Consider the following 13,094-nt stretch of genomic DNA (forward strand, 5'->3'; position numbering starts at 1 on the left):
AACACTTTTATATTTAATACACTATAGTAGTTTATAAGACTAAATTCTTTAGGCATAAAAAAAGGTCACCCTATAAGTGTAATGCCAGTCAGTTAACGCTGACTGGTATTTTTTTTGGGATATTTTTGTGGTTTACCCTTAACTACCCTCGGGCAAGATCGCTTTCTACGTTCAGGAATAACAAACAATTTCCCTTCCTCTAAAAGTGCATCTAACAACTTAGGGAAGAGGCCCGCAGCCTGTAAAGGCGCAAACCGTAACAAATCAACAATCGTAATAGACGCCATATGGAAGCTAATTCGTAGAGGGCTAACCTTAGCCCTAAGAGCCATATAGCGCATCAAACGTCTTATCAGATTATAAGCAATCATAAGCCCCCAGAACTCTTGTAACACAAGCTGTGGCAGCTTACTTCTTAACACCAGCCCCTCCTGTAGATCAGACTTAATTTCCCTAAAAGCCATCTCAATCTCCCAGCGCTGCAAATACAGCTGTGCCACTTTATCCTTAGTAAAGCGTTTATCATCTATTAAAGAGGTTATGTATCGTCTTGTCTTACCCTCATAACGACACTCAATTAATCGAGCTTGCCAAGTATCGGGTAGGTTTGGGTTTTTCTTTTGAGCTTGGGGAGAAACCGGCATTTGTATCAAGTAGTCCCCTTCACTAAAGGTTTCAATCACAGTGTAACGCAGATTATCTTTAGCCCGCATAAGCCAATGACTGTTTGGATGGGTTTGTTGCCAACTAATCAGTAGGTCTGCTGAGAAATAGGCTCTATCAAATAGCGTAATGCTATTGTCTTGAACGTTTAGCTGACGGGCTAAGGTGATCTCTCCTTGACCCATATCTCCAAGGGTTGTGTCAATGATCTCATGCGTGTCAGTATTGATCAGGCATACCGAACGCATTTGTGGATAGGGCGCCTCTTTGGTTCTGCCTTTGCTTGAACTAAAGTGCTGAAGGTTCTCATCAGTATAGGGTAGTGAGTATACGACACCGTCTACAGCTTGGACGCTAAGTCCCATAAAGTCTTGCTGCTGGGCTCGTGATTCTGTTTGGTAGTGAGCACTTAGTTGATGAAATAGCTGCTTTAGAGGTTCATGCCCGAGGCGTTGTCTTGCTTGTACGACTGCACTGGGTACACAGGCCTGTGAGTCTAGATTAAGACGCATTTGCTCTGTGATATACCAGATGGAACGGTTTCTATATAAGGCGGTACCTATGACTAGCCAAACGACATGTTCAGCAGGTAGCTTACGCCTTCTAATGCTCGCTTTGCCGGTATATTCTAAAGCTTGCTGTATCCACTCAGGATCTATTAATTCACTAAATTGTTCTAGGGTGTCTGGAATCCTTTTATGCGTCTCATTAATAGCGTTTTGTAGTCTCATAGTAAAATAGCCCATCTACTTATTAGATGGGCTATTTTATTACTTTTATTGAGTTTTTGCCTTAACTGACTGGCATTACAACCCTATAAGTGACCTTTTTCAAACAACATTTACTTATAAAGTTTTTCAGTCGCTGTTACTTTTTCTTTGGGGCATTAGCACCGATGAACCAAGCGTCTTTATCGACAATACGGCTTACTTCGGTCAACAAATCCGCCGTATCTTCATCCCCTGCATCACCCGCGGTATCAATACCTTCACGCAGTGAAGCAGCGATGGTTTTATAGCGATTGGTAAGCTCGCGTACGTGCTCATCAACTTCTGTGATATCAGTTGGATAAGTCTCTAAGATAGAGTCTTCGACCACACGCTTAGAGATACCGTTGGCTTTACCGCCAATGATAACGATACGTTCGGCAACTGTATCAAACGCTTCAGTCAAACGCTCATAAGTCTCGTCTAGTAATTGATGTACGCCAATAAAGCCAGTACCTTGCAAGTTCCAATGGCACTGCTTGCTGTCCATACTTAGGTCAATCAGATTGGCTAAGTTAGCGTTTAACAATTCAACCATTTTTTCAGCGGTTTTATCATCAATACCACTTGCGTAACGTTCTCTCATAATTTACTCCATTATTTTAAGTTTTTATTAGTTGTTGGATTAATTTTTAAGCGTGTTGTTGCTTGTACTTATCGCTTCTTAATACTGCTTGTTCATTAATTCAGTACCCATAGTAGCAATTTATGAGCGCGATTGAACCCCTAGGTTTTAGGCTTTGTTAAGTGGTCGTGTAATGACTTTGTTAATCGTGAAAAGCTTTGTAAATTTAGCTGCCATTCTGTGCCTTTCCTATAAATAATAGACGTTAAATAAATAGTAGTCGTTTTAAAATTACCGTTAATAGCGCAAATTTTAGCCGTTAAATATGTGTGTAAGTAGAAAATGAAACCCATGATTATCCTTTAAAAACTGGGATTTAGACCCCATATTGTTATAAATCTAAACTCTTATAACCTTTTATAAATGTTAGGAAGAAAGCTATTATGCGAATGCCTGAACCGCGCTCGTCGCGTCAGTTAAACCAATTGGCCACTCAGCTGCAAGGCGAAGCTGAAATCAGTGGTGTCAATGCGTCTGGTACGCAAATATCAAGCCGCGCCTTTGAGATGGTCACCGACTTTGAGCCGGCAGGCGATCAACCACAAGCAATCGAAAAGTTAGTCAAAGGCATCAAATCAGGCATGGATGAGCAATTATTACTCGGTGTGACCGGTTCTGGTAAGACTTATACCATGGCAAAGGTCATCGCTGAATGCCAACGTCCAACCATTATTATGGCGCACAATAAAACCCTTGCCGCCCAGCTCTATGGCGAATTTAAAGCGTTCTTTCCAAATAATGCGGTTGAGTATTTTGTCAGTTATTACGATTATTATCAGCCGGAAGCCTATGTTGCGGCGAGTGATACCTTTATCGAAAAAGACAGTGCCATCAACGACCATATTGACCAAATGCGCCTATCAGCGACGCGGGCGCTACTTGAGCGCCGTGATGCGATTATTGTGGCTTCGGTCTCCTGTATTTATGGTTTGGGCGATCCGGAAAGTTATTTAAAAATGCTTTTGCATGTCGTCGTCGGTGACAAAATCGATCGGACGGCGACCATTAAGCGTTTGGTTGAAATGCAATATAACCGTAATGAGTTAGATTTTGGCCGTGGTACCTATCGCTTGCGCGGTGAGCTGTTAGATATTTATCCTGCGGAATCTGAGCAGCTAGCGGTGCGCGTGCATTTGTTTGATGATGAAGTGGAGAAAATTACTTGGTTTGACCCGTTAACCGGCAAAACCGTCCGAAGTGTGCCGCGTATTACCATTTATCCGAAATCGCATTATGTGACCCCGCGCAATAAACTGGAAGCAGCAAGTCATACCATTCGCGCCGAGCTTGAGCCGCGTCTCGAGTATTTTCGCGACAATAATAAATTGGTCGAAGCGCAGCGTCTAAAAGAGCGTACCCAGTATGATCTTGAGATGATTCAGCAGCTCGGCTACTGTAATGGTATCGAAAACTACTCGCAGCATCTGTCGGGTCGTCCGTCAGGGGAAGCACCGCCGACTTTGTTTGATTATATTCCAGAAGATGCGCTGTTATTTATCGATGAATCGCACGTGACGGTTTCGCAAATTGGGGCGATGTATAAAGGCGATAGATCGCGTAAAGAAAACCTCGTCAATTATGGTTTTCGTCTGCCAAGTGCAATGAATAATCGCCCGATGAAGTTTGAAGAGTGGGAGCGTATTAAGCCTAAAACCATCTATGTTAGCGCCACGCCAGCACAGTATGAGCTTGAGCATAGCGAGCAGGTGGTCGAGCAAGTCGTGCGTCCAACCGGTCTGATTGACCCTGAGATTGAGATTCGTCCAGTATTGACGCAAGTGGATGATGTGCTATCTGAGATTACCAAACGCCGCGAGCTTGATGAGCGCGTTTTGATTACGACGTTGACTAAGCGTATGGCGGAAGATTTGACCAGTTATCTTAAAGAATACGATGTCAAAGTCGCTTATCTGCATTCAGATATCGATACGGTTGAACGCATGCAGATTATTCATGAGCTGCGGACAGGCGTCCATGATGTGCTGGTCGGCATTAATCTCTTGCGTGAAGGTTTGGATATGCCAGAGGTATCATTGGTGGCAATATTTGATGCTGATAAAGAGGGCTTTTTGCGTTCTGAGCGCTCGCTGATCCAGACCATTGGCCGTGCTGCCCGTCACTTAAACGGTAAAGCAATTTTGTACGCTGACCGCATTACGCCGAGTATGGAAAAAGCGATAGAGGAGACTGACCGTCGCCGCGAAAAACAAGTCGCCTTTAATCTTGAGCACAATATTACGCCAAAAGGTGCGCGCCGTAGTATTACCGATAAAATTGATACGGGTGAAAACCTCGATGCCAATGACAATCAAGTAATCCCTGTAAAAAGCAATCTGCCTGATGTCGATATTAGCATTTTGCGCAGTCCTGATTTACTGGCCAAAGAAATCAAACGCCTTGAGAAACAAATGCAGCAAATGTCACGAGATTTGAAATTTGAAGAGGCAGCAAAAACGCGTGATAAAGTATTGGAATTAAAAGCGCATTTGATTTAATGGTTTAATTCCGACTGAATGTAGACGTAGAAAGGTGAGTTGCATAGGCTGCAGCTCGCCTTTTTTTATGGGATATTTAAAGTTAAACGTACTTCTATCTAGGTATATTAATAACTAATAATTTGCTATTAGATAACTTGTAATTATGAGAAATGCCACTTAAGATGATATGACGCAGCTGCATGCGCTTTATCATTCATGGACGACTTAGGCGGATTACCTATCATGCATAATACTATCGATAACAACAGTCATAAACTACTCAAGCTAGACTTCAATGAAAACTCTTTGGGCATGGCCGACTCTGCTAAAGAAGCCATCGCTAATGCTTTGGCTGGCGGCGCTCGCTATCCTGATAAACATCGCGCTACGCTGCTGAGCAAAGTAGCGGCTATCAACGGCGTATCTGAAAATCAGGTTTTATTGGGCAATGGCTCAATCGAGAGTATCAGAGCAGTGGTGCAAATGCTGCATGACAAAGCATTAAAAACAGATACAAGGTTTCAGCTAATCATTCCAGACCCAACTTTTGGCTGTGCAGAGCTATATGCACGCTCCTTAGGTATTCCAGTAGTCAAAGTGCCATTAACGCGCGATGATTATGATTTAGACTTTGATAATCTAAAAAAAGCTGCCGCTACATTTGACGGTATCAGTCTTTTTTATTTGTGCAACCCTAATAATCCAACGGCTATCATTACCGAAACGGTTACGCTCAAAGCGTGGATAAAAAATGCGCCAAAAAACCACTATTTCTTAGTGGATGAAGCCTACTTTGGCTACATCACCGATCCCAGTTTTGAGAGTGGCGTTGAGTGGATAAAAGAGGGGTTATCCGATAACTTGATTGTCGTGCGCACTTTCTCAAAATTATTTGGGCTAGCAGGCTTGCGCGTCGGTTATGCGATTGCCAATCCACCGATGATTGCAGACATTGGTTCTTTGATGTCTACGGATAATATCAACATGTTAGGTGCGGTTGCAGCAATAGCAACGCTAGAAGACGAGACGTTTTTGGCGCATAGCTTACAAACCACCAATCAAGCAAGAAAAATGATGGAGACGGCGCTTGATGAGCTGGAACTGCGTTATTTGCCCTCGCAAACCAACTTTATTTTTTATGAAGTCAATGGCGATGTACAAACCTATATTGATCGTATGCTCGAACATGGTATTGCCGTTGGTCGCGAGTTCCCTTCGATACTAGGTTTTAACCGCATCACACTTGGCACACCCGAAGAGATGACAGTCGTTATTAAGACGTTACAGTTATTTCGTGAAAAAGGCTGGGTATAATTACGCACAATCGTATGATTGGATTTACCAAAAAAGAAGGGACGCTTAGACGGCGTCTTTTTTACCAACATCAAACGCAGTTTTACATATTCTGTCTTAAAAAGTATCCGTACACCTTATAGGATAAGTTAATAAAGCACGATTTATCATAAGTAAATATGCGAGACGCATACCATAAAGACCATAAGAATAGACGTGCTAAAGGTTTTTAAAATTTTAAGACAAAGGGTGTATGTATGTTTGATATCAAATCTTTTTTTAAGAGAGAAGTAGAAAAAAAGCTCATGGATGTGGATGATTATATTTTTATGCCTGAGCGTATCGAGATGGCGCTTGAAGGCGGAGAGTTAAATTGTGTGTTAAATAGCGATGGCCGCGTCGATATTTTTTATAGTAAGCAGGGCGTGACAGAAGTCAGTTCGGCATCGCGTAAGCATCCTTTTACAGCGTTTGAGACCGAGTTATATCATGGCGTTTATGATGATGTCATCCATGCCTTAGTCAAAGAAGTGAATAAGATAATTGATGGCTCATCTAAGTATTTTCATCGCAGTAAAATATTGCCATCGACCGCGTCTTTACCCGTTCGTCCAACGCCTAGCAATGAGCTATAAATTGACCAGTCATAAGTACGTCGGTATTTTATAAATCCCATTAGCTAAATAAGCAATAAAAAAGGGTAAGTCATATGATTTACCCTTTTTTGTTGGCTACTATTTTTTACCTTAAGTGTGCAAAGTACTGTGCGGAGCGTATTGTGTTAAGCACCGCTTAAAGCGGCAGACTTTTTCACTGCAATGGATTTGTCAGCAGCAGAGAGGGCAGCGTCGTTAGTAAGCGGGCGCGATTGACTGCCGTCAATCAAGTGGTTGGTTTGGGTTTGAGTAAGCAAACTTTTTGCAAATCTAACGCTATCATCTCGTTTTTTTAAGGTGTCCGTGTAATACCATTCACATTGAAATGTCTGCTCGGTGATATCAAGGAGCATATAACCACGTTCGGTCTGATTGTTAAATTTCTGATGCGGGTTTAGCTCAACCCCAGCGGTTTCAGGAAAGGGCAAAGACGTCAATGCCGGACAGACGAACTCTACGGCTAAAGAGCCTTTGCCGGTTAGAGGGTTATAGCTACTTGCTTCAAAAGGGTTTTTTGCAATATCAAAAGCAAAGGAAGCATGATAATCCCCAGTTAAGACAACCGTGTTGGAGATATTATTTTCTTCGATAAAGTTGAGCAAACGTGTGCGTGCACTGGCATACCCATTCCAAATATCGCCAGAATTGGTGGCATAAGTGCCTTTAAATGGCGCTAAAATAACTTGTTGGCCGAGCACTTGCCATGTTGCTTGACGGCGTTTACCCTCTAGCATCTTTAAATAAAGCCAGTTTTCTTGTTCAAGACCTAATAGTTGGCGTTCAGGCTCGTTACTGGCTTTGGCATCAAGCTTTTCGCGACCAAATATGCGCGTATCTAGCATATTTAAATCGAATAATTTATCAAATTAAAAACGTCGATAAATACGTAATTGACTGTCTAGCTCGTTGCTACTGTCATCGCGGATAAGCATCCACTCATGATAAGCGCGCACGGCGGACATTTTGCGTTCTATATAGCTGCCTTTACTCTCAGTATGAAAGCCTGCGCCACCTTTCCATGAATTGTCTGCGATTTCGTGATCGTCCCAGACAGCGATAAACGGATGCTGACGGTGACATTCTTGCAAATCGATATCGGTACGGTAGCAAGCATAGCGGCGACGATAATCGTCTAAACTAATAATCTCGTTTTTTGGGTCTAACGGTCGCTCTTCTTTTAAATCGTTATCGCGATAAAAGCCTTCTGGATACTCATAGATATAATCACCTAAATGTATGACAGCAGAGAGGTCGGCTTGCTTGGCGATATTGGCATAGCCATTAAAGTAGCCAAAGCCATAGTTTGAGCAGGAAACCACTGCTAAGCGCACACGATCAACTTCGCTTGCTGGCAAGTCTGCTTGCGGTATGGTGCGTGTGCGACCGATAGCAGAGCGATAGCCCAGTGCTTCAAAAGCATAATAATAAGTGGTATTGGGTTGTAGGTTTTTAGGGTCGACCTTTACGGTGAAGTCGGATTGCGCTGTCGCTATTGCGCGACCTTGAGTAACGATGTTTTTCAGCGCTGGGTCTGTTGCCACCCTATAAGCAACAGGAATACTGGCGGCTTGGATACTACCGTCATTGGTAATTCGTGTCCATAGTATGACGCGATCTTGGAGCGGGTCACCGCTGGCAATACCATGCACAAAAGGTGCTGCGCCTTGATAGCCTAAATCATCCAAGTCATCTAAACCATCGATGTTATTTGGTGGCCTGACGTCATCATCATCTGATGAACAAGCACTGAGCTGAGTCAACACAGTACCGGCTATCGTTACCTGACCACCAAGTTTTATAAATGCACGTCTTTTCATCAGTCATCCTTGACATGGGTTAAAGATAAATTCCATTTGTCATTCACAATAGTAAATAATCTATATGAATAAGTTGGGTTGTGCAACGAATAACCCAACTTATTTCGTGAAATAGACCCTTTAGCCAAGTCGCCGATTCATCTATCTATTTGTCACCTACTTATTTAACAATGCTACCGTAACAACTCTGCAGCGTTTTCGCCACGACTCTAGTGACCAGTTGGGTGCGATAGTCGGCATCTATCGCCGCATTGCCAAGTTCAACGAGAGACACTTGCTGCGGCGCTTGCTCGCTGACGCAGCCGCAAACTCGACCTTTTATCTCTTCTTCTTGAGCGTCCGTCATTGCCACACTAGCAATGCGCCAAGCATTTTGTTTTTCAATCTGGCTGCGACATTGGTTATCAATAGCCGCTTTAAAAATATTCATCCCAATCTCGTTTGCCGAACCGATGGCCGTGCCAGCGTTGGTATTCATATCAGAAGTGGCACAGCCAGCTAGGACAAATGTAGTAAGGACGATGCTCGAAGCAAATAATTTTTTCATAAGTTTTCCTTTAAGGTTTGTCGATTCTATTGATGTTATTAGCGATTATATGTAATAGAAACCAATTATAGTAGTGAACAATTATAGATATCTACGTATTAGTAAAAAAGATAATTATTGGCAGTCAGTCTTCTTTTAACTATTATTTGCTCAAGCAATAATCACGCGTCGGCTTCGCATGGCAAGAATCAAAGTTATTTTAACAGTTAAGGGAAATGTTAGTAGAAGTTTACAAGGTCTATAAAGTCTGTTTAAATGGTCATAAGAATATGAAACTTAGTGCTGCACAGCGAAACAATAGCTGGTCTAATAATTTTGGTTTAGCAAATTTGAAGAGGTAAACTACGACTCATGAGTGCTGATGTTTGCTATCGCATAAAACAAGATAGCAATGTATGACACCTCATGCTTTAATTACATGGATCCTTTTGATCGTATCAATGGGACGCTACACTTTTCAAAAATTAATATAGTATATAAAGCTTACAATTCAACACGGATTAGTTACTATTACAGTGACATGGTTACGTAATATTTTATAAATCCAATTCGCTTTATTTTATCAAGGATGAAAATAATGACGTTTTTTAGTAAAACTCCTCTACTAGCTGCAATTGTTGCCTTAAGTATGACGATGGTTGCCTGTTCAGACAACACGGCGACTGATACCAATGATAGCGCTACCACTGACAATACTGCTGCTTCAGCGGCGAGTGATAAGCTTGAAACCAAGTTTGTCACTATCGCAACAGGGGGCGCATCAGGTCCTTATAATATTATTGGCACCTCTTTAGCAGAAATCTACGCCAAAACCTTTGGCGTTAATGCTAAGACCCAAACCACAGGGGCGTCAGTAGAAAACGTCAATCTACTCACGCAAGGTAAAGTCGACATGGTGCTAGCACTTAGTGATGTCGTCACCAATGCGGTTGAAGGCACTGAAGACTTTAAAGAACCGATAACCAATATTCAACAAGTTGCCGTTCTATATCCAAATGTGATTCAGATAGTCGCTTCAGAAAAATCTGGTATCAAAAATATCGAAGATTTAAAAGGTAAGCGTATTGCGGTTGGTGATCAAGGTTCTGGAACGGAAGTCAATGCTCGGACGTTGTTAGAAGGTTTTGGTATCACTTATGATGATATCAAAGTCGACTATCTAGGGTTTGCCGATGCAGCCGATGCGATGAAAGCGGGTAAGATTGAAGCGGCGTTTTTTAGTAGCGGCTTACCAAACTCTTCACTGTTAGAGCTAGAGCAGGGCATCAAATTGCAGCTGGTCACCATCAATCAAGATAAGCTTAAACAAATTATCGAAAACAAGCCTTACTTTAAGACGTTCGAGATTCCTGCTGGAACATATGGTAACGATGCCGCCATTCCAACGACTGCCGTGATGAATGCGTTGTTGATTCGTTCTGACATCTCTGAAGAGGATGGCTATAAACTGACCAAAGCGCTGTTTGAAAACTTGGATGGCCTAAAAAATGCCCACCAAGCAGCTAATGATATCAGCTTAGAGACTGCTCAAGAAGGAATGGTAGCTCCTATCCATCCAGGCGCTAAGAAATACTATGAAGAGCAATCAGCTAAGTAAACGCTTAAGTTTAACAATCGGCGCAGCAGTGACTGTTGCGCTAGCGGTTTTAACATTCTGGGTAATTTTTACCCGCCAGTCTGTCATCGAGGTGCGCGTCAATGATGTTGCTGAATCTGATAAAAAAGTATGTTATTTCGTTGAGCCCAATTTTCAATTGCGCTGGATTCATTCTGTAGAAAAGCAATGGTGGGAGGAGCAATATGTTCGTGAGAATCAAGGTTTATTGCTAACCACTACTTATCTACAAGCTTTTGGGGCGGGAACCCCATCTACTGAAAATGTCGCTCCCATAAAAAAACCAGGCTATGTTGGCTATCAAATCAACGAAAGACTCCCGAGTCTCAACTGGGTAGTTTCAAGGCGCACCAAAGGTGAGATTGATTATGCAGGTCATCGTATTTTAATTCATCAATGGGTGCCTGATTATTCTGCAGTAACTATTACGCCTAAATCGTATAGTCTAATAGATAGATTTAATAAGGATTTTTGTCATGAACTCTCAAGTGATGGATCACAATAGCGGGACTACTGTCTCTAGCGATGAGGCTAAGTTGTCTAAGCAACCGGGCTTTCATGATAGCACTGATATCGATGACGACGTTGATCCTAACCTCACACAAGCAATACTAGAAAAGTACGACCGAGAGTCAATTACGCGTCATATCACTCAAGGGCCAGTAAAATATATTATCGCTGCGATTTGTATTTTATATTCACTTTTTCATCTATATATCACTTTTAATCCTATGCCATCATTGTTACAGCGTTCTGTGCATGTAGGTATTGGTTTTGCATTGATTTTTCTGATTTTTCCAGCCAGTAAGAAGAGCAGCCGCAAGCGGGTGGCTTGGTACGACTGGGTTTGGTTCGTGTTATCTTTATCTGGAATGGCGTATCTTATCTATGAGTATCAAGATATTGTGACCTCACGCGGCGGCATAGCCAATCAAACGGATGTATTGTTCTCTATTATCACGGTGATTTGTGTACTCGAGGGCAGTCGGCGTATTACTGGTTGGATATTACCGATATTGGCGTCAATATTTTTGTTATATCCATTTATCAGTCATATGAATTTTATGCCTGATCGGCTGCTCACTCGTCCTTATGATTTTGGCGATATTTTTGGCCAATTATTCCTAAAGACAGAAGGATTGTATTCAGTTGCAATCGGTGCCTCGGTCACATTCATCTTTCTATTCATTCTGTTCGGGGCATTCTTGGCACGCTCTGGAATGGGGCAGCTATTTAATGATTTGGCACTGGCGCTCGCAGGCGATAAAAAAGGCGGCCCAGCAAAGGTAGCGGTTATCTCAAGCGGTTTTATGGGCAGTATTAATGGCTCAGCTTTGTCGAACGTGGTCAGTACGGGCGCATTTACCATTCCCTTGATGAAAAAGGTTGGCTATCATAAAGATTTTGCGGGCGCTGTAGAGGCAAGTGCATCCGTTGGTGGTCAAATCTTGCCGCCAATTATGGGTGCCAGTGCTTTTATTATGGCCGAGACCACAGGACTGCCATATAGTACGATCGCTCTGGCTGCCTTATTACCTGCTATCTTGTATTATCTGGGCGTCATCGCGCAGGTGCATTTTCGTGCAGGCCGCCGTGACTTAAAAGGTATGGCGAAAGAGAGTCTGCCACAGGTAAAAGAGGTGTTAAAGGCGCGCGGTCATATGCTGCTGCCGATTGTTTTTCTGATTTTTTTATTGATTAAGAATGTACCGGTAGGGTATGCCGCTGCCTATACCATTGGCTTTACTGTTGTCATCAGTATGCTACGTAAAGAAACACGCATGAGCTTTAAAGACATTTTGGGCGCGCTAGAAGACGGTGCGCGCCAGTCGTTAGCGGTCATGGCGGCCTGTGCGGTCGTAGGGATTATTATTGGGGTAGTCAGCTTAACGAGTTTTGGTACGGTAATGACCTCTTCCATTGTTACTTTAGGAGCAGGCTCATTATTGCTCACCTTGATTTTAACCATGCTGGCGTCGATGGTTTTAGGAATGGGATTACCATCGATTCCTGCATATATTATTACGGCAACGATGGCGGCGCCCGCATTAGCAGGATTTGATATTCCTATTTTGGCGGCGCATATGTTCGTATTTTATTTTGGCGTATTTGCCAATATTACTCCGCCAGTCTGCTTGGCAGCCTTTGCTGGCGCTGGTATCTCTGGTGGCGATCCTATGAAAACAGGGTTTCTGTCATTGAAGTTGGCACTGGCTGGATTTATCGTTCCATTTATGTTTATTTATAATCCTGCAATGTTGATGATTGACCCGACAGGTCTTGCGGTTACGGCAAAAGAATTCCCATTGCCACCCATCATCGATATTGTTACGGCTGTTGTGACGTCTGTGATTGGTGTAATTGGCCTTAGTGCAGCGTTAGAAGGGTATTTTAAAGGCAGTATGAATACAATCACGCGTATCCTTTTGGCAATTGGTGCTTTACTGCTGATTTATCCGGGTCTTATCACAGGTTTGATAGGCGGTGCCATGATCCTTGGTATCGCGTTGTTAAATATGAAAAACAGTAAAACAGCAGTCCAACCTCTAAATGTTTAACGTTATTTAGGGATTGAGTGTATAAGCATAAAAAAAGGGCGAATAGTAACTATCTACTATTCGCCCTTTATATATT

9 protein-coding genes and 1 pseudogene are annotated in these 13,094 nt (G+C 42.6%); 6 read left to right on the forward strand and 4 right to left on the reverse strand.

Going from position 1 to position 13,094, the window contains the following annotated elements:
* Positions 1 to 92: 92 nt before the first annotated feature.
* Entirely contained in the window at positions 93 to 1,394 is a 1,302-nt protein-coding gene (locus tag AB8P72_RS04030; RefSeq protein WP_369957939.1) for an IS4 family transposase, read from the reverse strand.
* A gap of 136 nt (positions 1,395 to 1,530) precedes the next feature.
* Positions 1,531 to 2,016, reverse strand: a complete 486-nt coding sequence (gene dps / locus AB8P72_RS04035) for a DNA starvation/stationary phase protection protein Dps (RefSeq protein ID WP_369958063.1) — start codon at positions 2,014 to 2,016, stop codon at positions 1,531 to 1,533.
* A 422-nt stretch (positions 2,017 to 2,438) separates the two neighbouring features.
* Between dps and uvrB the strand changes: the two genes are divergently transcribed.
* From uvrB to AB8P72_RS04050, 3 genes are all read left to right on the forward strand, one after another.
* A complete protein-coding gene (gene uvrB, locus AB8P72_RS04040) occupies positions 2,439 to 4,550 on the forward strand; it encodes an excinuclease ABC subunit UvrB (protein WP_144297158.1) in 2,112 nt (703 codons plus the stop codon).
* A 225-nt stretch (positions 4,551 to 4,775) separates the two neighbouring features.
* The gene (locus AB8P72_RS04045) at positions 4,776 to 5,846 is read left to right on the forward strand and encodes a histidinol-phosphate transaminase (protein WP_226928851.1); all 1,071 of its coding nucleotides are present in this window, start codon (positions 4,776 to 4,778) and stop codon (positions 5,844 to 5,846) included.
* 236 nt (positions 5,847 to 6,082) lie between these two features.
* Positions 6,083 to 6,460, forward strand: a complete 378-nt coding sequence (locus AB8P72_RS04050; RefSeq protein WP_102077848.1) for a hypothetical protein — start codon at positions 6,083 to 6,085, stop codon at positions 6,458 to 6,460.
* Between the two features lie 146 nt (positions 6,461 to 6,606).
* Here the strand turns inward: AB8P72_RS04050 and AB8P72_RS04055 are convergent.
* Both AB8P72_RS04055 and AB8P72_RS04060 read right to left on the reverse strand, forming a co-directional pair.
* Positions 6,607 to 8,298: pseudogene (locus AB8P72_RS04055) on the reverse strand (alkaline phosphatase).
* A gap of 160 nt (positions 8,299 to 8,458) precedes the next feature.
* Positions 8,459 to 8,845, reverse strand: coding sequence for a hypothetical protein (locus AB8P72_RS04060; protein WP_193031199.1), 387 nt, complete (start codon positions 8,843 to 8,845; stop codon positions 8,459 to 8,461).
* Between the two features lie 577 nt (positions 8,846 to 9,422).
* Between AB8P72_RS04060 and AB8P72_RS04065 the strand changes: the two genes are divergently transcribed.
* The 3 genes from AB8P72_RS04065 to AB8P72_RS04075 are packed head-to-tail and all read left to right on the forward strand — an operon-like array spanning position 9,423 to position 13,018.
* Positions 9,423 to 10,442 (forward strand): TAXI family TRAP transporter solute-binding subunit, encoded by a 1,020-nt coding sequence (locus tag AB8P72_RS04065; RefSeq protein WP_193031201.1) that lies wholly within the window; start codon positions 9,423 to 9,425, stop codon positions 10,440 to 10,442.
* Positions 10,420 to 10,965, forward strand: a complete 546-nt coding sequence (locus tag AB8P72_RS04070) for a DUF1850 domain-containing protein (RefSeq protein ID WP_193031203.1) — start codon at positions 10,420 to 10,422, stop codon at positions 10,963 to 10,965. The genes AB8P72_RS04065 and AB8P72_RS04070 overlap by 23 nt, the downstream gene beginning before the upstream one ends.
* Positions 10,937 to 13,018, forward strand: a complete 2,082-nt coding sequence (locus tag AB8P72_RS04075; protein WP_198327899.1) for a TRAP transporter permease — start codon at positions 10,937 to 10,939, stop codon at positions 13,016 to 13,018. Before AB8P72_RS04070 ends, AB8P72_RS04075 begins: the two co-directional genes overlap by 29 nt.
* Positions 13,019 to 13,094 lie beyond the last annotated feature (76 nt).

The organism is Psychrobacter sp. CLB018 (assembly GCF_041222815.1).
In the GTDB taxonomy this organism is placed as follows: domain Bacteria; phylum Pseudomonadota; class Gammaproteobacteria; order Pseudomonadales; family Moraxellaceae; genus Psychrobacter; species Psychrobacter faecalis.

What these genes read in the sequence shown, in the direction of transcription:
- AB8P72_RS04030 (WP_369957939.1), bottom strand. Translation starts at nt 1,394, where the DNA reads ATGAGACTACAAAACGCTATTAATGAGACGCATAAAAGGATTCCAGAC.
- dps (WP_369958063.1), bottom strand. Translation starts at nt 2,016, where the DNA reads ATGAGAGAACGTTACGCAAGTGGTATTGATGATAAAACCGCTGAAAAA.
- uvrB (WP_144297158.1), top strand. Translation starts at nt 2,439, where the DNA reads ATGCGAATGCCTGAACCGCGCTCGTCGCGTCAGTTAAACCAATTGGCC.
- AB8P72_RS04045 (WP_226928851.1), top strand. Translation starts at nt 4,776, where the DNA reads ATGCATAATACTATCGATAACAACAGTCATAAACTACTCAAGCTAGAC.
- AB8P72_RS04050 (WP_102077848.1), top strand. Translation starts at nt 6,083, where the DNA reads ATGTTTGATATCAAATCTTTTTTTAAGAGAGAAGTAGAAAAAAAGCTC.
- AB8P72_RS04060 (WP_193031199.1), bottom strand. Translation starts at nt 8,845, where the DNA reads ATGAAAAAATTATTTGCTTCGAGCATCGTCCTTACTACATTTGTCCTA.
- AB8P72_RS04065 (WP_193031201.1), top strand. Translation starts at nt 9,423, where the DNA reads ATGACGTTTTTTAGTAAAACTCCTCTACTAGCTGCAATTGTTGCCTTA.
- AB8P72_RS04070 (WP_193031203.1), top strand. Translation starts at nt 10,420, where the DNA reads ATGAAGAGCAATCAGCTAAGTAAACGCTTAAGTTTAACAATCGGCGCA.
- AB8P72_RS04075 (WP_198327899.1), top strand. Translation starts at nt 10,937, where the DNA reads ATGAACTCTCAAGTGATGGATCACAATAGCGGGACTACTGTCTCTAGC.